The sequence below is a fragment of the Pigmentiphaga litoralis genome (assembly GCF_014651835.1).
GTDB lineage: Bacteria > Pseudomonadota > Gammaproteobacteria > Burkholderiales > Burkholderiaceae_B > Pigmentiphaga > Pigmentiphaga litoralis.
On sequence record NZ_BMXQ01000001.1, the window covers coordinates 3,090,292 to 3,115,502 of the forward strand.

Here is a 25,211-nt window from a genome sequence, read left to right on the forward strand (position 1 = left end):
TACCGTCCATGAAGAACCCCACGCTGTGTCTGTGCATGATTGTCAAGAACGAAGCCCACATCATTCTTGAAACGCTGAACAGCATCAAACAGCACCTGGACTACTGGGTCATCTGCGATACCGGTTCCACCGACAACACGGTAGAACTGATCCGCGACTTTTTCAGATCCGAGAATATTCCAGGTGAGATCCACTCTGAACAGTGGGTGGACTTCGGCCACAACCGAAGCCGCGCCTTTGCCCTGGCCAGGCACAAGGCGGACTACCTGCTGGTCATCGATGCGGACGATGTCCTGGTCGGCGACCTGAACCTCGACACGCTCACGGCAGATTCCTATTCGCTTCGTTATGGCACCGACTTCACGTATTGGCGCAGCCAGATCTTCAAGGCGAGCGAAACGTGGATCTACAAGGGCGTGCTCCACGAATACGCGGTATGCCTTTCACAGGCCGCGCCAAGCAGCGGTTTCATCGAAGGGGATTACCACATCCTGTCCCGCAGGATGGGCGCCCGAAGTCTGATCGATCCGGCGGCCAAATACGCCAATGACGCCAGCGTGCTGGAACGGGCGCTGGAGCACGAGACCGATCCCGGCCTTGCCACGCGATACCTTTTCTACATCGCGCAAAGCCATCGCGACTGCGGCAATCACGAACTGGCCATCGCCTGGTATGAAAAACGAATCGATGCCGGAGGCTGGGTCGAAGAGGTGTGGAGCTCGAAATACGAAACGGGCCTGCTCTTTGAAAAGCTAGGCGATTTTCGCAGCGCAAAGCAGTCCTATCTGGATGCGTTCGAATACCGGCCCACCCGTGCCGAATCGCTCTACAGCCTGGGCAAGATGTGCAACGTCAGATCGGAATTTTTCCAGGCGTATCTGTTCCTGGAAAACGCCGCCAACATTCCCACCACCAAAGATCTGCTGTTCGTGCTGAAAGAGGCCTACGACTATCAGATCGCATTCGAGCTTTCGATCAGCGCCTATTGGGTCGGCAATTACCCGCTGTGCATCAAGCTGTGCGAGCGGCTCATCGCCATGAAAGACCGGCTGCCCACCGAGGTCTATCGGCAGACGCTCAAGAACATGGCGTTCGGCGTTGAGAAGCTCCTGGCAGCGGTGTAAGGCGCCCATGGCGCCTTGCGGACGACCGCCGGGTCAGGCTGCGGTGCTCACGGCATAGCGGTCGATCAAGCCTATCGTGTCGAAGGCAGGCTTGGGCGGGCTGACCAGATAGCCCTGAATGTCCCAACAGCCTTCGGCCTGCAGCACCTTGAGCTGTTCAGCGGTCTCCACGCCCTCGGCCAGTACCGACATCCCGAGCGACTTGCCCAGGCTGATCACTGCCCGCACGATGGACACCGAGTCCTGTTCGGACAATCGTTGAATGAACGACTGATCGATCTTGATCTTGTCGAACGGAAATTTCTGCAGGTAGCTCAGCGACGAATAACCCGTGCCAAAGTCGTCCATCGAAATGCTGACCCCGAGCTTCCGAAGTTCATGCAGGGTGGCCAGGACGGACACATTGTCCTGCAGCAACAGCGATTCGGTGATCTCCAGTTCAAGGCGCTCGGGCGCCAGCCCCGACAATCTGAGCGCGCTTGCCACATCCCCCACCAGATCGTGATTGCGGAACTGAATCGAAGACAGATTGACGGCGATCTTGACCGTCTCTGGCCAACCCGCCGCTTCGCGGCACGCCTGGTGCAGCACCCAACGGCCGATATTTTTGATGAGTCCCAGTTCTTCGGCCAGCGGAATGAACTCCAGCGGCGAGACGATTCCACGTTGCGGATGATTCCATCGCAGCAATGCCTCGAAGCCGGAAATCTCATGCTGCGCCGTGTTCACCAGCGGCTGGTAGAACAGCTCGAGCTGGCCCCGTTCCAATGCCACCCTCAAGGCAACTTCAAGACTGCGCCGAGCCTGATGCAGGGCGTCCATCTCGGCCTCGAAAAACCGATAGGTGCCCCGACCTTCGGACTTGGCCCGATACAGCGCAAGGTCGGCACTCTTCAGAAAGATGTCCGCGGCAATGGCGCCGTGAGGGTTGGCGACATCGTCCAGGGTGGCAATCCCCACGCTTGCACCGATCTGTATCAGCTGCGAATCGATGTCGAACGGTTCATTCAACGCCTCGACGATGCGATTGGCCAAGGCGCGGGTGTCGGCCAGTTGCAGCACTTCTTTCTGGATCACGGCAAACTCGTCCCCGCCCAATCGCGCGACCAGGTCGGTATCCTGCGTACAGCTGCGCAAACGCTCGGCAACGACTTGCAGCAAGGCATCGCCCATCGGATGTCCCAGCGAATCGTTGACGTTCTTGAAACCATCCAGATCCAGGCTCAGAACAGCCAGCCCTTTTTCCTGCGGTTGCTGGCGAAGCGTCTGTTCCATGTGCTCGCGGAACAGAACCCGGTTGGGCAGGCCGGTCAGGGCATCGTGGCGAGCCATGTGGGCAAGCTTGACTTCGATCTTGCGCCGTTCGGTGATGTCTTCATACGTGGCCACCCAACCGCCCGTCGCGATGTCCTGGCGCGATACGGCGATGACGCGTCCGTCCGACAGATCATGCGACAGCGCGGTCCCCGGGCTGCCACTGAGCAGTGGCTTCAATTCCGGATCCGTCGTGATCTCATGGGCCAGCAGGCCCAGTTCGGGCACGCCAAACATCTCGGCAAACCGTCGATTGAAAACAATCAGACGGTGGGACGCATCGAACAAGCAGAGGCCCTGCGTCATGTTGTTCAACGCTGCCTGGAAACGATCGTTCTGAACCGCCAGCTCGCCTGCGTGCGCCGTCACCTGTCTTGCCATCAAACCATTGATTCGCGTCAGGTTCGCGGCAATGCTCGACTGCATGGTGGCAAGGGACGACAGCAACTTGCCGGCTTCACCGCGGCTTCGGGTGTCGATATGGTTGTCGAGCTGGCCGCTCGCGATCGACGTTGCGATGCGCACTGCATTGCGGATGGCCGGAACGATAGACCGACTGAGCAGGTAGGTAATGGCCAGAGCAACCAGGACGGATGCGCCGATCGCTATCCATGTCTGGCGTGCGGACTCCGCGATAAGCTTTCCGACGCTTCTTCGGTACCGGAATCCGTCCCCCGCATAGATCTCTACAAGCGTGTCGAATTCAGTTTGCAGTTCGTCCAGATCCGCAAGCGACAGGTTCGCTCCCTGCGCCGGGCTCGACAGCCGTTCGACACGTTGACGAAGCCTGAGCGCAGCGTCTTTGGCTGCCGGCGACATGGCCCTATCTCCTGCCACCTTCAAGTCGGCAAGGACTTCGTCGATCGCCGGCGTGAACGACGATGCGTTTCCATTGAGCGCCAGCACCTGGCGCCCGGTTGACGCTTCCAGCGCTTGTTGCATGAACGACGTCTTGACCGCAATCAGGCCATTTTGCGAGGCACGCAAGTAGCTGACGGCCATGAACGTTTCGTCGTAGATCTGCGTTGCGATCGATCCCAGCTCCTGCTGCGATCGCTGCATGAAACTGCCGAGCAGCAGCGTGATCAGCGTGAGGCTCAGGCACCCCACAAGAATTTTCAGACGGATCGACACGATGGATCTTCCCGATGCCCGCAGGCGCTAACGGCCGTTCAACGCTTCGTGGCAGCAGGCTTGCCGACGCTGACGTGAAGAATCATTCTTGGGTGGATGCCGCAGCGAACGTCGTACTCGCCCGGATACGGAAACTTGACGTCGACGACCTCGCCTGGCGCCTGTTCATCGGAATCGAAAGTAAATCCCGGCGACGACGCATAAATCTGATGCAGGAATTCGTCTTCGTTGGTGAACCTGACGGTATCGCCCGCAGCAATTGCGACCCTGGCTTTGGCAAACTCGCGGTTTTTCTGTACGACCGTGACCTGTTGCGCCGCGCCCACCGAACCGATCGAGACCACAGCAGCCATCAGCAACACGACGCGTTTGCCCGACACGTGCGTCCGCAGTTCAACACCTGGCTTTTGACGTGCCATCATTTGTCCCCACCTTCGGCACCAGGCGCGTGGCGACGCGCATACGACACGCGATAGGCCCGGTTTCGGGCGACCAGCATGGGATCGGCGGAGGGCGAAATGCCACCGACCAGACTCAGCGGGGTAAATAGCATGGAGCGTTGTCTGGCGGCCCCGTCTGGCGCGATGCGGTTCAATGTGAACGTCCCGGCGTGCACCATTACACGGTCGTCGGGCCAGATCACCGTGCCGTCTGTCGTCGAATCGCCCGGCCGCGCAATCTGCACCATCAGCCTGAACCGCGCAGGCTCAAGTTTGAGCCGGTGTTGAAATTCCTGCGCAAGGTAGTCAGGGGGATTCCCTGCCGCCTGGGCTGCGGTGTAGTAAGCGGTGCCCGCCACGGGCTCGATTCGGTAGCGCCCGTAATGACTGACGCCCGCCTCGCTCGTAAAGCGGAAAGCGTTCACGCCAAAATACGATTCACGCGCATAGCTGTGGGGCGCCAGATTCGGCGCTGCCGCGAAAGCCTGCGCCGCCGGGTGCGTGTGCAGGAAACGTTGGATCTCTGCCGGATCGGGCGAGCCCAGCGCACGCAGAAATTTCACAAAATCTTCCGGTGTCGCAACGGGGAACCCATTGTAGGAATGCGCCACGATGTCGGTATCACCGCCATCGGGCAACAGGAATTTGATCGACATGCCCCGAGGGTTGCTCATGGCGTCGTTATCCGCGACCGATGGCAGCCCGGCAAAATTCGAGAACCGCACGACCACCGGAATCGCGGAACCCTTGAAGTGAATGGCGCGGCTCAGCAAAGCGGCCGCTTCCGTCGGCACGAAGGTGCCCTCGACAAGAAGCCCTTTCGCGTGAACCGCACGCGCGCCTTGATGGGGACCCCGAAACAAGTTGTCGAAGGCGTCCACCGTCTGCGCCGCGACCACTGAAGCACTGGCCTGCGGGCCTGCCCGAGCGGCTTCATGGGCGGCTTCATGGGCGGACGATCCGGCAGCGGTCGACAGCGCAAGCAGGAATGCGGCACCGCGTACGCGGCGGGATAAAAGGTCGCTCATTTTTTTGATTTGCACAGAAGCCAGTTCCCAGCCGCCTATGAACTGTCGGGCCCGGCGATGGATGGATTTGTTCACCTCGACCCGTTCCGACCGGAGACGGCATCGCGTTTCAGTGGGCGTCAGGCCTGCCTTCTGAAAGTCTCATTCCCGTCTACGGCCAAACCGGAACGAAGCTGAGGCCAAGTCGGTAACTCTTTGTGTTGCCGCGTCAACACTCCAGCGCCACCGCGAAAAGCGCCCTGCCGTTTGACAATGAAGGGTTCCGACACGTCGCCGTGCCTGGCGACTCCGGCGCAGAGGACGTTGGCCCGGCACGACAACATGGCGCGCCACCGGTTGTGACTTCGGCAGGTTCGGGTACCGTGGTGAACCTTGTCAAAGGCTCGCCCTGCATTGAACGCATCAGCCCCCGCCGCGAATGGCTATCTGCTCAACCTCAGCAGAAAGCGCCCGGCCACCCGTCTTGTCTTTCTGATCACGGCGCTGGCATGCCTGCTTGTCATCGGATCGGCGGCCTCGTTCATCCTGTCCGCTCGCGCCGCGCAGCTTAAAGACGCCCAGGTAGCCACTACCAATATCGCGCGGATGATCGCAGTGCAGGTCGAGCTGACCCTCAAGACCGCCAGCTTTGCCCTGACCGATCTTTCTGAAAGAGTGGAAATCGGTGGCACCGGTGCTGCGGCCCTGAAGCGCCTGGAAACGCATCTGGTGAATGTGGCGACCACGAGCCCGGAACTGCATGGGCTGTTTGTGTACGGATCGGATGGGTCCTGGCTCGCCACTTCCCTGAGCCGTCCGGTCAAGGGGAACAACTCAGACCGGGACTATTTTCGCTACCACCAGAACAACGCTGATCGCGGGGTGCATGTCGGGTCACCTGTGAAAAGCAGGTCGACGAATGTCTGGGTCATTCCGGTATCGCGCCGTATCAACCGACCCGATGGCAGCTTCGGTGGCGTCGCGTTGGTGACGCTTCGAGTCAACTTCTTTGAACGTATCTATGACGAGCTCAACGTCGGCGAAACCGGCACCGTGTTGGTCGCTCTGAGCGACGGCACCTTGCTGTACCGCCGACCCTTCGACGAACAGCTCATTGGCACCAACATTTCGCAAGGGCCTGTCATGCAGGCGTTGGCGATGCGATCAAGCGGCTCGTCGGTCTTGATTGCAAACATCGACAGGATCGAACGCCTGTACAGCTACCGCCGGGTGGACCGCTTCCCGGTCATCGTGGCCGTCGGCCAAACCAAGGACGAATTGCTGAGCCAATGGCAGGGGTCGAGCATCCTTATCGCTGCTGCCGTCGTGCTGATCTGCGGCATGTTCGCGCTTCTTGCAGTCAAGCTCATGGAACAGTTTGCAGTCAGGGACCGGCTCGATCAAAAGCTGCGCGCGCACTCCGACGATCTGGAGAAGAACAATATCGGGCTGCAGGTCCTGGCCCATACGGACAAACTGACGGGCTTGCCGAATCGGCTCATGTTCGATGAGGCGCTGGAACGAGAGTTCAAGCGCGCGGAACGCAACAAGGATTGCCTGTCGCTGATCCTGCTGGACGTCGACTTTTTCAAGCAGTTCAACGACCGCTACGGCCACGTGGCGGGTGACGTCGTCCTTGGCAGCGTCGGCAGCGTATTGTCCGAACAGGCAAGCCGATCGGCCGACGTGGCCGCACGCTACGGCGGCGAAGAATTTGCGGTGATCCTTCCGGGTACCGACAATGCAGGCGCCGTTGGTGTTGCCGAACGCATACGCAAGGCGATCCTGGCGCTGCAGATTGCGCACGAGGCCTCGGCCCTGGGCCAGGTAAGCGCCAGTTTCGGCGTCGTGACCATGACGCCCGCTTCCCAGCCAGGCTTGCTGATGACGGAGCTGGTCGTTTGCGCGGATCGCCGGTTGTACGAGGCAAAGCGCAGGGGACGAAACATGGTCTGCAATGAATGAAGTGTTTGCCCGGTCCCGTGCTCGTGCCAGGCGTTGCATGAAGCGTCGACGCCGCCATGGCACGCGCATCATGCAACGCCTGGCGCGGGCACTTTCCGAGGCGCTGCCCTCCAGGCTTTCGCCATCGTGCCGATAACCAGTAAAGAACTTGGATCGCGTCGGCTGCGCCCCAAGCCCAGCTACCCATCCTCCCTGCTCCCCACCATGAATCCCTTGCACTCCGTTGCTTTGCCTTCGGTCCTGGCGGCCCTGTTCCTGGCCCTCACTTGCATGCCTGCCTCGGCGCAGGAAGTGAGAATCGGCGGCACCGGGGCCGCACTGGGAACCATGAAGATCCTGGCCGATGCTTACTCGCGCCAGCGCCCCGATTTCAGGTTCGCTGTTCTACCGAGCCTGGGCACAAGCGGCGGAATCAAGGCGCTGCGCGCGGGCGCCATCCAGGTGGGCGTCAGCGCCAGACCTCTGCTCGACAGCGAAGCCCAGGGCGGCTTTGTGGCTACGGAATATGGCCGTACGCCCTTCATCTTTGCCACTCCGATCGCCTCGCAGGCTGTCGGCATCACCACTCAGGCGCTGGCCGACCTGTACGCCGGCAGAGCCGACAAATGGCCCGACGGCACCCTGGTACGACTGGTGATGCGTCCTGTCGGCGACTCGGACACTGAAGTCATCAAGGCCATGTCCCCTGAAATGCGCGCAGCCAAAAACGCTGCCGAAAAGCGCCCAGGCATGCTCTTTACCGTCACCGACCAGGAAACCGCGGACAGCATTGAGAGGGTGCCCGGTTCTCTCGGTCCCTCCACGCTTGCGCTGATGCTGTCCGAGAAGCGCGCCATGCGGGCGCTGTCTGTAGACGGCGTGATGCCCGACGTGAAGTCCCTCGCCGATGGCCGTTACCCCCTGAGCAAGACCATGTACCTGGTAACGCCCGCAGCGCTCGCGCCGTCAGTACAGGGCTTCGTAGACTTCATTCGTTCGCCCGGTGGCCGCGCGCTGCTTGCGCAGAACGGTCATTGGGTCCGATGAAACTCGCTCCACGGACATCGCCGGCGGCGACGCAAACCATGCAACGCGTCGGCTGCACGATGCTGTGGATCGTCCTGATCTCGTTGGCCTGCGGCCTGCCAGCGGGATTTTTGGCGCTGGGCCTGAGCAGCGCCGGTGCGGCCACGCTGGTAAGGGCACAGGTACGCGCGGAGATCGTGAGCCAAGCCATCGGGCGCAATCCGACGATGTGGCGCTTCGAAGAGCTGCGCCTGACTGAGCTTTTGGTGCGCCTGCCCGTGGAGATGCCCGACGAAAACTCTGCCGTTCTCGATCTGAACGGAAACGTACTTGCAGAGTCGACCCATGACCCGCGGCCGCCGGTACTGGTGCGCAAGGTGGTTCTTTTCGACGCCGGCACGGCTGTGGGGTTGGTGCGTGTGCGGCAAAGTTGGCGCGACCTGGCGATGCACACCGCCTGGGTGTTCCTGGCAGGGCTGGTGATGGCAATGACCGTTTTGTTCGCCTGGCGTCGGTGGGAGGAAAACCTAAGGAGCAGCGCGACGGCATTGTTCGATCAGCAGGAGCGCGCTCGGGTGACGTTGCGATCGATTGGTGACGCCGTCATCACCACCGACGCGGATCAGCGCATCGACTACATGAACCCGACCGCCGAGCATCTGACGCAGTGGACGCTGGCAGAAGCACAAGGGAGACTTCTCGGGGAGGTCTGCGTCCTCATCGACGAGAGCACCATGGAGGCCCTGATCCCGCCGGTAGAGAAGGCGATGCGCGAAGGCCGGGTCATCGACTTCGAAGGCAAGGACGTGGCACTCGTTCGCCGAGATGGTACATCGCTCGCGATCGAGGATTCAGCCGCACCAATGCATAGCGAGGGTGGCCAGATCATCGGCGGTGCAATGGTCTTTCGCGACGTGAGCAGCACTCGCCGCATGGCGCAGCGCATCACCTGGGCGGCCACGCACGACGCGCTTACCGACCTCATCAATCGCCGTGAATTCGAGAAGCGCGTCGAAACCGCGCTACTCAGCGCACAGAATTTTTCGCGTCACCATGTACTGTGCTATCTCGACCTGGATCAGTTCAAGATCGTCAATGACACCTGCGGCCACGCTGCCGGCGATGCGCTGCTCAAGCAGATGGCCGGCGTGTTGCAGAGCCACCTGTCCGATTCCGACACGTTGGCCCGCCTGGGAGGTGACGAGTTTGGTGTGTTGCTCGAAAACTGTTCGTTGGACCAGGCGCGCTTGACTGCAACCAACCTGCTCACAGCGGTCCGAGAGCATCGCTTCCTGTGGGAGGGCCGCACCTTCACGGTGGGTGTCAGCATCGGGGTCGTGCCCATCGCCGCAGACACAGGCAACCGCGCAGAAATCTTTGCGGCAGCGGATAGCGCCTGTTATGTCGCCAAGGAGAATGGGCGCAACCGCGTCAGCGTCTATCACCGCAGCGATGCCGATATGGCGCAGCGTCGTACCGACATGCATTGGGCCGCGCGTCTGACCAGCGCGCTTCACGAAGATCGCCTGGTGCTCTACTACCAGCCATACTTAGCCCTGGGACAGAACAGTTCTCACGACCGGCACATCGAGGTGCTGCTGCGCCTGATCGACGAGGACGGCGAGCTTGTGGCGCCCGGCAGCTTCCTGCCCGCGGCAGAGCGCTACGACATCATGCCGGCTATCGACCGTTGGGTGATCCGCTCGGTCTTTTCCCGCTACAAGGGTCTGCTGGCCGAGATGGGCGCGCCGCTGACTTGCGCTATCAACCTTTCGGGAACTACGCTCAATTCCGAGGGAATCTTCGAATTCATCCAGCAACAGGCACAAGAGTTCGAACTAGCGCCAGGAGCGGTTTGTTTTGAGATTACTGAAACCGCGGCCATCAACAACATGCGCCACGCCACCGAATTCATGCGCAAAGTGAAGTCACTGGGATTCAGGTTTGCGCTCGACGACTTCGGCGTCGGTACCAGTTCGCTGGCGTACCTGAAGACATTGCCAATGGACTACCTGAAGATCGACGGCAGCTTCATCCGCAACATCGCGAACGACGCCATCGACCGCGCCATGGTGGACACCATTAACCGTGTGGGTCACATCATGGGACTGCTAACCGTGGGAGAGTACGCCGAGAGCCAATCCGTGATTGACGAGTTGCGCTCGCTGGGAGTGGACTTTGCTCAGGGCTACGCGGTGGCACGGCCGCAACCGCTGCCAGTGCAACCGCTGCCAGCGCCACCGCCGACATAGACCAGCGCCATGAAGGACTTCGACACATGGTGCTCGGAGCCAGGGGTTACGGCGTCAAAGGAATGCGCATTTATCTGATGCCCAAGCGAAACTGACTAAGCGCGTGCGTTGTGCTGTCGAACGTTGGCTTTCTTTCCTGCAGACTAAGTACGGTGCCGTACGGACAGGAATCTGATAGCGCGCAATAGTTGTCAGCAAGCTGCGCGTCGACTTTGACCGTGACGTCTTCACCGCCGCCCTCCTCATGGATTATCCGAGCAGGATCGATGAGCTCGAGCGTCAGGTGCGCTCGCTGCAAGCGACGCGCAGCGTCACGCCAGGCAGTACCTGCAGGGCGAAGACTACGCAGCTCCGTCCTATCCACCCGTTATGACAGGACCCATCTGACCATGCCAACCGTATCGACGCTCCAGGCCGAACGTCTCGCCGCAAAGATTCTTGAGGCAACGGGCACGCCCGCGGACATCGCAGCCAACGTTGCGCACCACCTTGCCCTTGCCGACCGCTCGGGGCACGCAAGCCACGGCTTGTCCATCCTCCCGTCCTACCTTTCGGCCGCTGCTGCGGGTCAACTCGTTGCCCATGCACGCCCGCAACTGATGTCGGATGAAGGGATGCTGCTCGCCTTCGACGGACATCAAGGATATGGCCAGCATGGCGTGAAAGTCGCAACGGAACATGCCATCACCCGCGCACGCGAAAAAGGGTTGTGCATACTGACCGTCAGGAACAGCTACCACCTGGGGCGCGCGGGACATTACGGCGAAATGGCGGCACATGCCGGGCTGGGCTATCTGGCATTCATCAATGTGGTCGGCAGGCCGGCCCTCGTGGCGCCATTCGGTGGCGCTACCGCACGCTTGAGCACCAACCCACTCTGCTTTGCCATGCCTATCGCACCAGACCGTGCGCCGTTTCTGCTCGACTACGCGACAAGTGCCATTGCGGCAAACAAGGTCCGCCTCATGGCTGCAGCCGATCTTCCCGTGCCCGAGGGCATGCTCATCGACAGCGCTGGCAATCCGACCCAGGATGCAAATGACCTGACCGGAACTCCGCCCGGCGCGCTGTTGCCGTTTGGCGAGCACAAGGGATACGCCTTGGGATTCATGGCAGAGCTGCTCGCAGGCGTCATGAGCGGCGGCGGAACGCTCGCGTCGGAAGAGTCGCGTACGGGCGGCCTTCGAAACAACGTCTTCGCCATTCTGTTCGATCCGGGCAAATTCGGACAAACGTCCTGGCAGCGCGCCGAAGGGTCAGCGTTTGCCGACTATGTGACGGGTTGCCCGCCTGCCGAAGCGGGGATGCGAGTCATGGTGCCGGGTGAACCGGAAGCGGATCACCAGAGCGCGAGCGCAGAGCACTTCGAGATGACCCGCTCAGCATGGGACCTCTTTGCCAATTGCGCACGCGCCCACCACCTATCACCGGAAGCGTGCCTCTGGCCTCGTTGACACCGCAGCAGGCGATCTTCAGTCCATCGCTGGAACCAGCAGACGCTCTGCATGCCGTGCAATTTGCTCATCTTCGCGAGAGGGCACGACATGCACGGCGCAAGTCGAAGCGTCCGCACTGATCCGCCCCTGCCCGCTCACGTTGCGGTCGTCATCCAGTCTGACACCAAACCACGCCAGCGCATCGCAGATCATGGCGCGGACCGGTGCGTCGTTCTCGCCGATGCCACCGCTGAAGGCAATCAGGTCAACCCCACCCGACGCAGTGGCCATGGCGGATAGCTGCTTGGCCGCAGAAAGGCAGAACATGAGAATGGCCAGTCGTGCATCGGTGTCGGTGCCTGCGGCAGCATGCAGATGACGCATATCGCCCGATAACCCGGAGATACCTGCAAGCCCTGAGTGCTGCTCAAGCATCGTCTGCAATCGAGTACCGTTGGCGCCACACTCATCCAGCAGGTGCATGACTAGGCCAGGATCGAGATCGCCGCTGCGCGTGCTCATGATCATGCCGCCATCCGGTGTGAGTCCCATGCTCGTGTCGACTGACTTCCCGGCCTTGACCGCCGTGACGCTGCAGCCATGGCCCAGATGGGCGATCAGCACCTTGTCTGGTAAGCCGCCGGGCAGCTCCCGCATCAACTGGTGCACGATCGACTCACAAGACAGACCATGGAAACCATAGCGGTGAATGCCGTCGCCTCGCCAGGCCTTGGGAATTGGCAGCGTACGTGCCACGTCGGGCAACGTGGCGTGAAACGCAGTGTCGAAGCAGGCAACCTGCGGCAAGGTTGGAAACGCCTTGCGCGTATGCATGATCACTGCCAGCGTGGCTGGCGTGTGCCTGCGGGCGAAGGGCATTGCAGCTTCAATGTCGCGCAGCACGCTGTCGTCGATGACGACATGGCGGCGTAACAACGGCCCGCCGTGCACCACTCTGTGCCCTATAGCCTGCGGCGCAGGCACGCCCGCTGTCGCCAACCGTTCTGCCAGATCTTCAATCGTATCCAACTGCCCGGTGAGACAGACGTCCGCCTTGTCGTTCGTCACGCCATACACGCCGAACTTCAACGAGGACGATCCACTATTGAGCGCAAGGACGATCATGCAACGCCCTCCCAGCGCCAATCGCGCACGTCAGGAAGGTCATCCCCGTGCTCCGCAATATGGCGTTTGTGGCGTTCGATGCGCGCCCAGTATCGCGATGTTGCGCGAGGCACTTCACCCGCCAATCGAGGCACACGCATCACGGCGTCCAGCGCCAACTGGTAGCGATCCAGATTGTTCAGCACCACCATGTCGAAGGGCGTTGTTGTCGTCCCCTCCTCTTTGAAACCGCGAACGTGGATATTGTCGTGGTTGTGGCGTCGATACGTCAGGCGGTGCACCAGCGACGGATAGCCGTGGAAGGCAAAGATGACTGGGCGATCAGCGGTGAACAGCGCATCGAAATCCCGGTCGCTCAGGCCGTGCGGATGTTCCGATGGCGACTGCAGGGCGAGCAGATCCACGACATTGACGACGCGGATTTGAATGTCGGGAATATCCTCGCGAAGCAGCATGACGGCGGCAAGGCACTCGAGGGTCGGCACGTCACCGGCGCAGGCCATCACCACGTCCGGTTCGGCATCGTTTGCAGAAGCCTCATTGCCAGCCCAGGACCAGATTCCCGCCCCGGCAGCACAATGACGGACGGCCGCGTCCATATCAAGCCACTGCCATGAAGGCTGTTTGCCTGCCACGATGACATTGACGTAGTGGCGGCTGCGCAGGCAGTGATTCGCCACGGACAGCAGGCTGTTCGCATCCGGCGGCAGATAGATCCGCACGACGTCAGGCGACTTGTTGGCAACATGGTCCATGAAGCCGGGGTCCTGGTGAGACAGCCCGTTGTGATCCTGCCGCCAGACATGCGAAGACAGCACAATGTTGAGCGAGGCGATCGGCGCACGCCACGGAATCTTCCGACTGACCTTCAGCCACTTGGCGTGCTGATTGAACATCGAATCGATCAGATGGATGAACGCCTCGTAGGAAGAAAGCAGGCCGTGCCGCCCCGTGAGCAGATAGCCTTCAAGCCACCCTTCACACAGGTGTTCGCTCAGCACCTCCATGACCCGCCCGTCGGCGCTGAGGTTTGTGTCGTCAGGGACCGTTTCGGCCATCCATGCTTTGCCAGAGACGGCGTACACGGCATCCAGGCGATTTGATGCGGTCTCATCGGGGCCGAACATTCGAAAATTTGCTGCTGGCAAGTTCAATCGCATCACCTCACGCAGCATGTATCCCAGCACACGGGTGGCTTCTGCGGTGACGGTTCCAGGCGAGCCCACAACGACTGCGTGTTCGTCCAGACGAGGCATGACGAGAGGCACCAGCAACTGCCCCCCGTTCGCATGCGGATTGAGGCCCATGCGCCGCTGGCCTGTCGGGGCAAGCGTGGCAAACTCTTCACGGAATGTGCCTGTCTCATCGAACAGCTCCTCCGGCCGATAGCTGCGGAGCCACGATTCAAGTAATTGCAGGTGTTCCGGCTCGGTGAACCTGGCGATGGGAACCTGATGGGCGCGCCAAGTGCCTTCGACCGGCAGGCCGTCGACTTCTTTTGGTCCGGTCCACCCTTTCGGGGTGTCCAGGATAATCATTGGCCACCTGGGCAGCGCAGCGGGCTGCGGCGCATCGGGAACACGCGCAACCTGCTGGATGCGCGAAATTTCGGCCAGCGCCTTGTCCAATGCAGCCGCCATCGCTTGATGGACATGAGCAGGGTCATCTCCCTCGACAAGGATCGGTTCATAGCCGTGCCCATGCATCAGTTCGAACAATGCGGGCCGGCCAATACGCGACATGACCGTCGGATTGGCAATCTTGTACCCGTTCAGATGCAGGATGGGCAGCACGGCGCCGTCGCGCGCAGGATTCAGGAACTTGTTCGAGTCCCAGCTGGCAGCAAGAGGCCCGGTTTCGGCCTCCCCATCACCGACCACGCACGCAACAATGAGCCCTGGGTTGTCAAACGCCGCCCCGTACGCATGCGCCAGCGAATAGCCCAGCTCGCCACCCTCATGGATCGAGCCTGGCGTCTCCGGTGCCAGGTGGCTGGGGATTCCGCCGGGCCAGGAGAACTGCCTGAACAAGCGCCGCATACCACTGCGATCTCGCTCAATGGCCGGGTACCGTTCCGTGTAGGCCCCTTCGAGGTAGGTGTTCGCTACGATTCCCGGCCCGCCATGGCCCGGCCCGACCACCAGCAACATGTCCAGTTCATGTGCCTTGATTAACCTGTTCAAATGCACGTAAATCAAGTTCAACCCGGGTGTCGTACCCCAGTGCCCAAGCAGGCGCGGCTTGATGTGTTCAAGCACAAGCGGGACAGCGAGCAGCGGATTGTCCCGCAGATAGATCTGACCTACCGAGAGGTAATTCGCTGCGCGCCACCAGGCGTGCATGCGGTGCAATTGCTCGGGTGTCAAAGGGTTGGACATGGAAGGCTCCTGAAAGTCGGTACTGACAGGAGACCACGATGTACCGCTTCGGTCGGTGCGCTATCGCACTTAGGGACAGGGATTGGACGGCCGATGGGACCGCCCGGGCATCAGCCCGCAGCTGTCACAATCGATTTGCGCAATCGGGCCGTGGTTGCGATGTTTTCACGCTCCACCCGATGGTTGCGTAGGTCGCTGAAGCGTGACGAGGACCGACGCGTCTTCGATGGCCTTCAGGCCATGCATGACATTGCCGGCAAGGCACAGCAGATCGCCTTCATGCATGACGTGGACGGTATCCCCCGCAGTGAACTCGACGCTTCCTTCCAGACATTGAGCCGTCAACTCCCCCTCGACCTTGTGCATTGGCGCCTGCTTGCCCGCAGGCAGGACAACGCGAAACACCTTCAGCGTGTCGGTGTTGTAGAGCGTGCGCGTGACAGACGTCGCCAACTCATCGCGATAAGGACGAACGTTGATCAGTTCGCCAGAAGAAGCATGATGCAGAGCCACGGTGATTCCTTTGCGTCAGTAAAAAAAATGGACGCGCGGCGTTACGGCGCGGCCGTCGACAGGATGTCGCGACGGGGCCGGAGCCACAGGCTTGCCACGAACCATGCAAAGGTTAGCGCCCCGATGCTGAAAAGAATGTCTCCGGGCACCCGCATCCACACCAGCACCTTGATGATGGGTTGCTGCATGAAATCGGCCGATCGTGCATACCAATACCCGTGGTCGATGGCAGCCAGCAACTGCAAGGCACCGATGGGCAGGAGAGTCAGCGCGGCCATGAGTGCCAGGCCGATGTTGAACGACCAGAAGCTGGTCTTGAGCAGTCGCTCGGACCAGACAAGGTCTGGCTTGAGTCCTCGCAGGCAGAACAGGACGAGTCCGATGCCGAGCATCCCGTACACCCCGAACAACGCCGTATGCGCGTGCAGTGGAGTCAGATTCAGGCCCTGCATGTAATACAAGGACAGCGGTGGATTGATCAGGAAGCCGAGCAGGCCGGCGCCGACGATGTTCCAGAAGGCGACCGACAGGAAGAACATCACCGGCCAACGGTAGCGCGCCATCCAGGGCGTCGCGTGGCCTTGCTTGTAGCGTTCGTAGGCTTCAAAGCCAATGTAGGCAAGCGGCACGACCTCAAGCGCGGAAAAGCTCGCACCCAATACGATCACTGCCGTCGGCGTGCCGCTGAAATACAGGTGGTGCAAGGTCCCGAGCACCCCGCCGGCCATGAACACGATGGTGGCGAACAGCACCGCCACCGTAGCGATCTTTGCCGGCAACAAGCCCAAGCGGGTGAACAGGATGGCAAGCACCGCAGTAGCGAAGACCTCAAAGAAGCCTTCAACCCACAAGTGCACCAGCCACCACCGCCAATATTCCACTTCGGAAAGGTGACTGTGCTCGCCCCATACGAGCACCGAGCTGTAGAACAATCCAATGGCGACGGTCGACAGGAAAAGCAGGGCCACGAGTGATCGGGATTCGTTATCGGCTCTCAGCGCCGGCCACAACGCCCGTCCCACCAACACCAACCACAACATCAGGCCAACGAAAAAGAACCATTGCCAGAAGCGGCCGATATCGGTGTATTCCCAGCCCTGGTGGCCGAACCAGAAGTTGTACTCCAGGCCAAGCTTCTGCATGACCGCGAACCACTGTCCGGTGAATGCGCCCACGACAATGATCAGCAGACACGCCAGAAGCACGTTGACGCCAAGACGTTGGTATTTGGGTTCGTGACCCGAGATGGCCGGCCCCATATACAGACCCGTTGCCAACCACGCCGTGGCGATCCACAGGATGGCCAGCTGGGTGTGCCAGGTGCGCGACAGCGAGTACGGAAGAATGGCCGACAGATTGAAGCCATATTGCTCCTGGCCTTCGATCTGATAATGCGCCGTGATGGCACCCAGCAACACCTGCAGCAGAAACATTGCCAGCAGTACCCAGAAATACTTTGCGGTCGCCTTCATGGACGGCGTGACGACGACCTGCCGCATCGGGTCGGTGACTGGCAGCTCATGCGGTTTGTCGTGGCGGCCCGTGGTCACTGCATGGTGCCAGCCGAGCAGCGCGATGCCTGCAAGCAACAACACCACGCTGAATGCCGACCACAGGAACAGGCTTGCAGGAGGCGTGTTACCCACCAGCGGTTCACCTGGCCAATTGTTGGTATAGGTAATGTCGCTGCCAGGACGCTCGGTCACGGTCGCCCACGCAGTCCACCAGAAGAAGGCAGTCAAGGCGCGCCGATAGTCGGCATGGGGCACGGTGTCGTTCTTCATTGCGTAGGCTTTACGCAAGTCGGCCGTTGCCGGGTCATTGCCGAACAGGCTTTGGTAATGCGCCGCGACGCTAGCAATCGCGTCCGCACGATCCGCGCTCAACATGATTGTCTGAGTGGCGGAATCGAAGGTATTTTTTCGGATGCGCGTTTGAAGACGGCCCTGCAGGATGGTTTGCTGCTCTTCCGGCAACGCTGCGTAGCCGGTCGCCCCTGCATCGCGCTGCGCCCACAGATCCAGGATGCCTACCGCTTCGCGGTGCAGCCAGTCGGCGCTCCAGTCTGGCGCCACGTAGGCACCGTGCCCCCAAATCGATCCGAGCTGCATTCCGCCCATCGACTGCCAGACCTGACGGCCCAATTCGATGTCGGCACGCGTGTATATCACCCGGGCATCGGTCGCGACGACCCGCTCCGGCATCGGCGGTGCCGCCCGGTAGATTTCTCCGCCCGTCCACAATAGGGTGCCAAAGGATGCGATAAGAAGCGCCGCCAACGCGATCCAGAGTTTTCTGGTGCTGTTCATGCTACTGCTTCCCGTTCATTGCCTTTTCGACCCACCATCATTTCGCGCATTCCTTTATGTAATACAGCCAGCCGGCAGCAATGTTCTTTTTTGTAGACGCGATCCGGTGATCCGGTCTGTTCGTTACCGCACGTTCGTCGCCATCAGGCCTTCAAGTCAGGACTGTCGCAGGACCTGTTTTCGAAACAAACAGCCTGTAGATGTCGCGGTCCATGGCATAGCAACTGCAGGCTGCATTTTCCAGTCCCTTGCGATCGAGCACCGTCACGGTGCCTCGACTGTACGCAATCAGCCCCCCGCCCTGCAGCGCACCGGCTTCGGTTGTGACACTGACGCGGCGCACCCCCAACAATTGCCCGAGCGACTCTTGCGTCACGAGAAAGGTATCGCCGTGCGCGCGATCGTGTCGCATCAGCATCCACCGAGCGAGCCGCGCGCCCAGCAAGTGAAAGTGCTGGCATCCCATCGCCAATGCCAGCTGGGTTGATACGACGTAACTGTAGCGGCCCAGCATGCCGCGAAGCGCGGCACTGTCGGCAAGTTGCGAACGAAAGGTAGCGCTGTCGACACACCAGGCGACGCCCGCTTCTCTCACACATGCGTGCAAGGACGAAATGGCCACGCCTTGGGCCAAATTGGCACCCCACATGCCTTCATGTCCCACCATCCCTACTTCCAGCCTGACGTCGCCGTCGATGACTGTCTCCATCGAAATCAGCCCGCTTTCGGGAAAGTAGACGTGATCAATGGCGCTTCCCGGCCTGGCAACCACTAGCCCGGACGGCATCTCGACATGCTCGCTGGCTGACAGGAGGCGCACCCGGTCGTTACGGGGGAGACGTGCGATAAGCAGATTGTCGGAGTTAGGCACAGTGTTCTGAGGTCGGTCGCAAAGCAACAGGGGCCCCCATTCTGCAATGTTCAATCAGCCTTCACCGTCTGCCAGCGAACATACCGAAGGCAGCAACATTGCCAGAGGTTTGGCGATCTCCTCTTCTTCATCGCAATGTGAGGATGGGACTCGCTATGTTGCCTACCGTACCGACGGCGCCAAGCGACGCGCCTATATTCAGCCCTGCTTTGATCCTCCTGGTTGCTTGGGGGCCGATGCCTTACGAAACCAGACTGCAGGGTCTTCGGCCTCAGACCTCAGTCATGGATAACGATCCGGCCGCTGTTGTTGAAATGCGACCGGCTCATCCGCAATGCAACGATTCCCGTTACCAGGATAGAAATGCTTTTTGAACGCATCAAAGCGATGTTTGGCTACTTCAGCAAGGCGGTCCCTTTCAAGCTGGGGCCAGCGCTGGTTGCTACCGCCGTGTTGGTTGCACTGCTGTTGGTACCCACTCCCGAAGGCCTGACGCCCAAGGCATGGGGCTTGGTGGCGATATTTCTTACCACGATCGTCGCCATCATTTTGAAGGTGATGCCTATTGGGGTGATGGCGATGATGGCAATCGTCATCATCGCCCTGTCGCAGGTGACCTCCACCTCGTCAAAGGGCGCCATCGCCGACGCCCTTGCAAGCTTTTCGAACCCGTTGATCTGGTTGATCGTCGTGGCCATACTGATCTCCCGAGGTTTGAGAAAGACCGGCCTGGGCAATCGCGTGGGCATGATATTTATTGCGCTGCTCGGCAAGAGGACCTTGGGCATTGGTTATGGATTGGCCATCTGCGAGCTGATCCTCGCCCCCTTCACGCCCAGCAATACGGCACGCGGCGGCGGCATCGTGCATCCCATCATGAAGTCGATCGCCACCGCGTTCGACTCCGACCCGGTCAAGGGAACCCAGGGCAAGGTGGGTACCTACCTGGCCTTGGTCAATTACCACGCCAATCCGATTACCTCGGCAATGTTCCTGACTGCTACGGCGCCCAATCCGCTCGTCGTGGATTACATCGCCCGCGCGACCAACCAGACCTTCCAGCTTTCATGGACCACATGGGCCTTATGCATGGTGTTACCCGGGCTCATCTGCCTGCTTGTCATGCCGCTGGTCCTTTACGTCTTGTCCCCGCCGCAACTGAAGGTGACGCCTGACGCAGTCACCATCGCGCAAGCAGAGCTGACCAGGATGGGGCCGCTTGCATCCAAAGAAAAAGTCATGCTGGGCACCTTTGCCCTCCTGCTCTTGCTGTGGGCGAACGTGCCGGCAATGCTGTTCGGAACCGCTTTTACCCTGGATCCGACCGTAGTGGCTTTTGTCGGCCTGTTCGTTCTGATCATCACGGGCACCATCGACTGGAATGACGTGCTTTCAGAGAAAAGCGCATGGGACACACTCGTGTGGTTCGGCGCGCTGGTGATGATGGCCGACCAATTGAACAAGGTGGGAGTCATTGCCTGGTTCTCGGCCGGCATGAATCACGCTGTGGTTGCCAGCGGTCTGGGCTGGGAACTCATCGCAGTCATTCTGGTGCTCGTGTTTGTCTTTTCTCACTACCTGTTCGCCAGCACCACTGCGCACATCAGCGCCATGATGCTCGCTTTCCTTGGCGTTGGCACCCAGATCATTCCCGCCGACTATTGGGTGCCCTTTGCGCTGATGATGACTGCCGGCTCGGCCATCATGATGACGCTGACCCATTACGCGACAGGCACCTCACCCATCATCTTCGGTAGCGGCTACGTCACGATGGGAAAGTGGTGGGGCATCGGTCTTGTCATGTGCGTCCTCGAGCTCCTTATCTTCGCCGTCGTCGGAGGTTTCTGGTGGAAGGCGCTTGGATACTGGTAAGGGCCAAGAATGCACAGGTTGGGCAATCCATTGGGGACATCAAAGACCCGATCCTTGGCCGCTCTGTGCGCTGGCAGACAGACCGTGCAGGGTATCGATGTCATCGTGGATCGATGACGCCGCGTCGCAGTGCTGCGCATTTTTTTTCACGATCTGACCTTTCGATAATACCGGAGGAACACCATGAACATCCTGATCGCCGCCGACGGCAGTCCTTACACAGAACGCATGCTCGCCTATATCGGAACTCATGAAGATCTACTTGGGCCGAAGCATGGTTACACGGTCATCACAGCTGCCCTCAAGATTTCAGATCGCGCTGCCGGGTCCGTCGCTACGCAAGTTCTCGCAAGATGCACTGTCCCGGTACTCATTGTCCGCTAAGGGCATGGGGCAAGCTCCTGAGTCTGTCGGCCACTTCAAGACTCCACCGGCCGCCACGACGAATGACGATGTGCTCAAGGACCCGTCGACCTTCGACATCGATGATGTCGTCATTCAAATGGCTGGGAATGCGACAGTTGGACTGACGACCGGCGAAGCCGCCAGACGCCTGGCCGAAGAGGGTCCCAACGAACTGCACGCGGCACTACGCATACCAACCTGGCGCCGCCTCTTATCGCAGTTCCAGAACCCTTTGGTTTACCTGCTGCTGGTAGCGATTGCCATCGCTTTGACGGCCTGGCTGGTTGAGGGCCGCGAAGGATGGCCGGTCGACGCTGTCGTGATCCTGGCGGTCGTGCTATTGAATGCCGGGCTAGGATATCTGCAGGAAGCCAAGGCGCAAGATGCGGTGGCGGCATTGGCTCGGATGACTACGGCCTCCTCGGCCGTCATCCGCGACGGGCAACCGCTGCGCGTTCCGAGCGCGGAATTGGTCCGGGGCGACTTGCTGGTACTCGGCGAAGGAGACGTGGTCGGGGCCGACGCGCGCTTGGTCCGAGCCGCATCGTTACGGATTCAGGAGGCATCGCTGACCGGCGAAAGCGAGTCCGTCCTGAAAGACACCACGACCTTGATTGCGCCGGCAGCGCTTGGCGACCGCTTGTGCATGGTCTTCAAAGGTACCTCCGTGGCGCAGGGCACGGGACATGCGGTGATCACCGCTACAGGTATGCGCACCCAGGTGGGCTCGATTGCCCGGATGCTTGAAGCAACCAAAGACAAACCGACACCGCTTGAAAAAGAGGTGCAAAGCATCGGGCGCATGCTCGGAATCGCCGTGGTCATCATTGCCTTCGTCGTCATGGGCACGATCCTGCTGATCTCTGATATTCACAGCACCCGTGACCTCGTTGACGTGATGCTGCTGGGTGTCTCATTGGCCGTTGCTGCCGTGCCCGAGGGGCTGCCTGCCATCCTGTCTGTCGTGCTGGCTCTAGGCGTACGACGCATGGCACGACACAAGGCCATCGTCAAGAATCTGTCGTCGGTGGAGACCTTGGGTTCCGCATCCATCATCTGCTCCGACAAGACCGGCACGCTGACCCGCGCCGAAATGACCATCGAACGCGTCGTGACGCTGAGCGGAAGCACCCGCATTACCGGGGTAGGTTATGCGCCCGAAGGCCAGGTCGAGTTTGCGGAAGGCGACCATCGTGGCAGCGTGCTGACGCCGGGCGCGGTTCGGATCGAGAACATTGTCGCCCTGAGCGGGGGAAGTCTTGCCGGCAACGCCCACCTTCGGCAGGACCCGGGCGGCGAGTGGAAGATCGAGGGTGATCCGACGGAAGCTGCGTTCCTGGTCGCAGAACAAAAACTGGGTGTGTCGGAGCGGCGGATCACACGTTTCGAACGGGTCGCAGAGCATCCGTTCACGTCCGAACGCAAGATGATGTCGACGATCGAACGGGACCACGAGCACGGCGACGAACTGATCGTGATCGCCAAAGGCGCACCGGGCGTTCTGCTGCAGAGGTGCAGTCGTGCGCGTGTCGGGATGGACGTCGTCGCCTTCGATGACGTGATGCGTTCACGAATGCTTGCCGACGTCGACATGCTGTCGGATGCGGCGCTGCGGACCCTCGCCGTGGCGTACCGTCCGTTGGCGACGGCAGATAGCCAGGACGACACGGAGTTGCTGGAGCGCGACCTCATATTCGTGGGTGTCGTTGGCATGATCGATCCGCCTCGCACAGAGGCCGTAGTCGCGATTGCCGAGGCGCGCAGGGCGGGCATCCGGGTCATCATGATCACCGGGGACCACCCACGAACGGCTGCACGAATTGCCGCCGATCTTGGCATCGTGGACGCCGGAGCCGTTGCGCTCACCGGTGCCGACATCGATGCTCTCGATGACGATGCCTTTGCTGCGGCGGTGCGCGCTACATCGGTATTTGCGCGCGTGGCGCCGGCTCACAAGCTGCGTATCGTGGATGCGCTTCAGGCCGACGGCAACGTCGTCGCAATGACAGGCGACGGGGTCAACGATGCACCCGCGTTGAAATCTGCCGATATCGGTGTAGCGATGGGTATCACGGGCACCGAGGTCACCAAGCAGGCGGCCAAGATGATCCTGGTTGATGACAACTTCGCGACCATCGTGCAAGCCGTGCGGGAAGGTCGTGGCATCTTTGACAGCATTCGGAAAGTTTTGCGCTACCTGCTGTCTTCCAACATGGGTGAGTTTCTTACCGTATTTCTTGGCGTCGTTGGTGCCGGGGTCATCGGCCTGACGGGCCACGGCGGCGATGTCGTTCTTCCCTTGCTTGCCACGCAGATCCTATGGATCAACCTGGTCACCGACTCGGGTCCTGCGCTGGCCATGGGCGTTGATCCGCCCGCATCGGACTTGATGGCGCGCAAGCCACGCGGATTGGGCAAGCGCGTGATCGATGCGCGGATGTGGTCAGGGGTACTTCAGATCGGCGCGGTCATGGCAGTAGTCACCCTGGCGACAATCGATATGCTGCTGCCAGGTGGTCTGATCGAAGGCACGCACGACTTGGACACCGCCCGCACTGCAGGATTCACCGTGCTCGTATTTGCCCAACTGTTCAACTGCTTCAATGCACGCTCGGAAACGGTCAGCGCGTTTTCTCACCCATTCGTGAACCCCTGGCTCTGGGGCACGGTGCTGCTGTCCGCATCGCTTCAAGTCGCGGTCGTCAACGTTCCGATATTGAATATTGCGTTCGGCACGGTTCCTTTGCAGTGGGACCAATGGATAGTATGTTTCGCGATGGGAAGCGTTGTGCTGTGGTACGACGAGCTGAGGAAGGCATTGTGGCGCGCGTGGCAGCACAAGCATCCACCCGTTCCTTGAACAATCGTCTGCCACGGATGGCTGCGACGGTCACGTCTTCAGCACCAGCCGTATCAACCAGGCCACGAGCAACAGGGCGCCGATGCTGCCCGCCCAGATCCCGGCCATCCACGCCAGCCGGATCCGCCAGGGGGGCAGCGGACGATCGGATTGCGGCGCCTCGATGGCGGGCCAGCGCAGCGCGGGCCACTTCATGCGTGGTACCCGTCAGCATCCACCTTGCCCCGAAAGACCCAGTAGGACCAGGCCGTGTAGCCCAGAATCATGGGTAGAACAATGACGATGCCCCACAGCATGAATACCTGGCTTTGCGGGTCGGTCGCTGCCTCCCATATCGTGACTGCACCCGGCACCACGTAGGGAAAGACACTGATGCACAGACCGGTGAAGCACAGGAAATAAATACCGAGAGTCAAAAGGAACGGCGCAGCCTCGCGACCGGCTTTCAGGGTGCGCGCAAAGGCGACGCTGGCAAGCGCCACCAGCACGGGCACCGGCGCCACGGCCAGCATGTCGGGCCAACGCAACCAGTTGTCGAAATAGCTGGCCTTGAGAAAAGGCGTTGTGGCGCTCACGGCAGCAATGGCGACGAGCGCGGCGACGCCCAGCGGCCATGCCAGGGCGCGGGCCTGCTGCTGCAATTGACCTTCGGTTTTCATCACCAGCCAGGTGGCGCCCAGCAACGCGTAGGCAATGACGACACTGGCGCCGGTGATCATCGTGAATGGCGTGAGCCAATCCCACCAGCCGCCGGCATAGGCCCGGTCCTTGACCGTAATGCCCTGCAGAAGCGCGCCGAGCACGACCCCCTGCGAGAACGCCGCCAGCAACGAGCCGCCGCTGAACGCCAGATCCCACACACCGCGATGGGCCGGGTCCCGCCAGCGGAACTCGAACGCCACACCCCGAAAGACGAGCGCCAGCAGCATGGCGATGATCGGCGCGTACAAGGCCGAGAAGATCAACCCGTAAGCCAGCGGAAAGGCCGCCAGCAGGCCGCCTCCGCCCAGTACCAGCCAGGTCTCGTTGCCATCCCAGACAGGAGCAATGCTGTTCATGGCCGTGTCGCGCTCGGGGCCGACCGGAAAGCGTCGGAACAGGATGCCAATGCCCAGATCGAAGCCGTCGAGCACCACGTAGATAAAAACGGCCGTGACGATGAGCAGGGCCCAGATGATGGTGAGGTCGAATTGCATAGGTC

Annotated in this window: 18 protein-coding genes; 7 read left to right on the forward strand and 11 right to left on the reverse strand. The window is 60.8% G+C overall.

Features of this window, described 5'->3' with window-relative positions; all coding sequences use genetic code 11:
* Positions 1–8: 8 nt before the first annotated feature.
* Positions 9–1,124: a glycosyltransferase gene (locus IE116_RS14030; protein ID WP_189613359.1), complete on the forward strand. Its 1,116-nt coding sequence runs from the start codon at positions 9–11 to the stop codon at positions 1,122–1,124.
* Between the two features lie 33 nt (positions 1,125–1,157).
* Here IE116_RS14030 and IE116_RS14035 read toward each other — a convergent pair whose 3' ends face one another.
* From IE116_RS14035 to IE116_RS14045, 3 genes are read right to left on the reverse strand one after another with little or no spacing between them, the layout of a single operon-like run.
* On the reverse strand, positions 1,158–3,572 hold the full coding sequence (locus IE116_RS14035) for a putative bifunctional diguanylate cyclase/phosphodiesterase (RefSeq protein ID WP_189613361.1): 2,415 nt from the start codon (positions 3,570–3,572) through the stop codon (positions 1,158–1,160).
* A gap of 38 nt (positions 3,573–3,610) precedes the next feature.
* Positions 3,611–3,994 carry a plastocyanin/azurin family copper-binding protein gene (locus IE116_RS14040; protein ID WP_229828169.1) on the reverse strand — a complete coding sequence of 128 codons (384 nt, stop codon included), beginning with the start codon at positions 3,992–3,994 and terminating at the stop codon, positions 3,611–3,613.
* On the reverse strand, positions 3,991–5,115 hold the full coding sequence (locus IE116_RS14045) for a catalase family peroxidase (protein ID WP_189613363.1): 1,125 nt from the start codon (positions 5,113–5,115) through the stop codon (positions 3,991–3,993). Before IE116_RS14045 ends, IE116_RS14040 begins: the two co-directional genes overlap by 4 nt.
* Before the next feature lie 318 nt (positions 5,116–5,433).
* On the opposite strand from IE116_RS14045, the gene IE116_RS14050 reads away from it, so the two are divergent.
* From IE116_RS14050 to IE116_RS14065, 4 genes are all read left to right on the forward strand, one after another.
* Complete coding sequence (locus IE116_RS14050) at positions 5,434–6,984, forward strand: sensor domain-containing diguanylate cyclase (protein WP_189613365.1); 1,551 nt, start codon at positions 5,434–5,436, stop codon at positions 6,982–6,984.
* A gap of 204 nt (positions 6,985–7,188) precedes the next feature.
* Positions 7,189–8,010, forward strand: coding sequence for a PstS family phosphate ABC transporter substrate-binding protein (locus IE116_RS14055; RefSeq protein ID WP_189613368.1), 822 nt, complete (start codon positions 7,189–7,191; stop codon positions 8,008–8,010).
* Between the two features lie 38 nt (positions 8,011–8,048).
* Positions 8,049–10,241: an EAL domain-containing protein gene (locus IE116_RS14060; protein ID WP_189613370.1), complete on the forward strand. Its 2,193-nt coding sequence runs from the start codon at positions 8,049–8,051 to the stop codon at positions 10,239–10,241.
* A gap of 389 nt (positions 10,242–10,630) precedes the next feature.
* Positions 10,631–11,695 (forward strand): Ldh family oxidoreductase, encoded by a 1,065-nt coding sequence (locus tag IE116_RS14065; RefSeq protein WP_189613372.1) that lies wholly within the window; start codon positions 10,631–10,633, stop codon positions 11,693–11,695.
* Between the two features lie 18 nt (positions 11,696–11,713).
* Here IE116_RS14065 and IE116_RS14070 read toward each other — a convergent pair whose 3' ends face one another.
* From IE116_RS14070 to IE116_RS14090, 5 genes are all read right to left on the reverse strand, one after another.
* Positions 11,714–12,802: an acetate/propionate family kinase gene (locus IE116_RS14070; RefSeq protein WP_189613373.1), complete on the reverse strand. Its 1,089-nt coding sequence runs from the start codon at positions 12,800–12,802 to the stop codon at positions 11,714–11,716.
* The gene (locus tag IE116_RS14075; RefSeq protein WP_189613375.1) at positions 12,799–15,180 is read right to left on the reverse strand and encodes a phosphoketolase family protein; all 2,382 of its coding nucleotides are present in this window, start codon (positions 15,178–15,180) and stop codon (positions 12,799–12,801) included. Before IE116_RS14075 ends, IE116_RS14070 begins: the two co-directional genes overlap by 4 nt.
* A gap of 165 nt (positions 15,181–15,345) precedes the next feature.
* Positions 15,346–15,693 (reverse strand): cupin domain-containing protein, encoded by a 348-nt coding sequence (locus IE116_RS14080; RefSeq protein WP_189613378.1) that lies wholly within the window; start codon positions 15,691–15,693, stop codon positions 15,346–15,348.
* A gap of 41 nt (positions 15,694–15,734) precedes the next feature.
* A complete protein-coding gene (locus IE116_RS14085) occupies positions 15,735–18,002 on the reverse strand; it encodes a nitric-oxide reductase large subunit (protein ID WP_189613379.1) in 2,268 nt (755 codons plus the stop codon).
* A gap of 151 nt (positions 18,003–18,153) precedes the next feature.
* Positions 18,154–18,927 (reverse strand): Crp/Fnr family transcriptional regulator, encoded by a 774-nt coding sequence (locus IE116_RS14090; protein WP_229828170.1) that lies wholly within the window; start codon positions 18,925–18,927, stop codon positions 18,154–18,156.
* A 309-nt stretch (positions 18,928–19,236) separates the two neighbouring features.
* Between IE116_RS14090 and IE116_RS14095 the strand changes: the two genes are divergently transcribed.
* A complete protein-coding gene (locus IE116_RS14095) occupies positions 19,237–20,745 on the forward strand; it encodes a DASS family sodium-coupled anion symporter (protein ID WP_189613381.1) in 1,509 nt (502 codons plus the stop codon).
* A gap of 39 nt (positions 20,746–20,784) precedes the next feature.
* On the opposite strand, the gene IE116_RS14100 is transcribed toward IE116_RS14095, so the two are convergent.
* Positions 20,785–20,997, reverse strand: coding sequence for a hypothetical protein (locus IE116_RS14100; protein ID WP_189613383.1), 213 nt, complete (start codon positions 20,995–20,997; stop codon positions 20,785–20,787).
* Here IE116_RS14100 and IE116_RS14105 point away from each other — a divergent pair.
* Positions 20,996–24,010 carry a cation-translocating P-type ATPase gene (locus tag IE116_RS14105; RefSeq protein ID WP_268249236.1) on the forward strand — a complete coding sequence of 1,005 codons (3,015 nt, stop codon included), beginning with the start codon at positions 20,996–20,998 and terminating at the stop codon, positions 24,008–24,010. The two genes, IE116_RS14100 and IE116_RS14105, sit on opposite strands and share 2 nt — an antisense overlap.
* A 30-nt stretch (positions 24,011–24,040) precedes the next feature.
* Here the strand turns inward: IE116_RS14105 and IE116_RS26075 are convergent, their stop codons facing one another.
* Together IE116_RS26075 and cydB are read right to left on the reverse strand one after the other, a co-directional pair.
* The gene (locus tag IE116_RS26075) at positions 24,041–24,205 is read right to left on the reverse strand and encodes a DUF2474 domain-containing protein (RefSeq protein ID WP_189613386.1); all 165 of its coding nucleotides are present in this window, start codon (positions 24,203–24,205) and stop codon (positions 24,041–24,043) included.
* A complete protein-coding gene (gene cydB, locus IE116_RS14115) occupies positions 24,202–25,206 on the reverse strand; it encodes a cytochrome d ubiquinol oxidase subunit II (protein ID WP_189613388.1) in 1,005 nt (334 codons plus the stop codon). Before cydB ends, IE116_RS26075 begins: the two co-directional genes overlap by 4 nt.
* Between the last annotated feature and the right edge of the window lie 5 nt (positions 25,207–25,211).

Excerpts from the sequence above, each read along its gene's own strand:
- IE116_RS14030 (WP_189613359.1), top strand. The coding sequence starts at position 9 with ATGAAGAACCCCACGCTGTGTCTGTGCATGATTGTCAAGAACGAAGCC.
- IE116_RS14040 (WP_229828169.1), bottom strand. The coding sequence starts at position 3,994 with ATGATGGCACGTCAAAAGCCAGGTGTTGAACTGCGGACGCACGTGTCG.
- IE116_RS14055 (WP_189613368.1), top strand. The coding sequence starts at position 7,189 with ATGAATCCCTTGCACTCCGTTGCTTTGCCTTCGGTCCTGGCGGCCCTG.
- IE116_RS14060 (WP_189613370.1), top strand. The coding sequence starts at position 8,049 with ATGCAACGCGTCGGCTGCACGATGCTGTGGATCGTCCTGATCTCGTTG.
- IE116_RS14065 (WP_189613372.1), top strand. The coding sequence starts at position 10,631 with ATGCCAACCGTATCGACGCTCCAGGCCGAACGTCTCGCCGCAAAGATT.
- IE116_RS14070 (WP_189613373.1), bottom strand. The coding sequence starts at position 12,802 with ATGATCGTCCTTGCGCTCAATAGTGGATCGTCCTCGTTGAAGTTCGGC.
- IE116_RS14075 (WP_189613375.1), bottom strand. The coding sequence starts at position 15,180 with ATGTCCAACCCTTTGACACCCGAGCAATTGCACCGCATGCACGCCTGG.
- IE116_RS14085 (WP_189613379.1), bottom strand. The coding sequence starts at position 18,002 with ATGAACAGCACCAGAAAACTCTGGATCGCGTTGGCGGCGCTTCTTATC.
- IE116_RS14095 (WP_189613381.1), top strand. The coding sequence starts at position 19,237 with ATGCTTTTTGAACGCATCAAAGCGATGTTTGGCTACTTCAGCAAGGCG.
- IE116_RS14105 (WP_268249236.1), top strand. The coding sequence starts at position 20,996 with ATGAAGATCTACTTGGGCCGAAGCATGGTTACACGGTCATCACAGCTG.
- IE116_RS14100 (WP_189613383.1), bottom strand. The coding sequence starts at position 20,997 with ATGAGTTCCGATATAGGCGAGCATGCGTTCTGTGTAAGGACTGCCGTC.
- IE116_RS26075 (WP_189613386.1), bottom strand. The coding sequence starts at position 24,205 with ATGAAGTGGCCCGCGCTGCGCTGGCCCGCCATCGAGGCGCCGCAATCC.
- cydB (WP_189613388.1), bottom strand. The coding sequence starts at position 25,206 with ATGCAATTCGACCTCACCATCATCTGGGCCCTGCTCATCGTCACGGCC.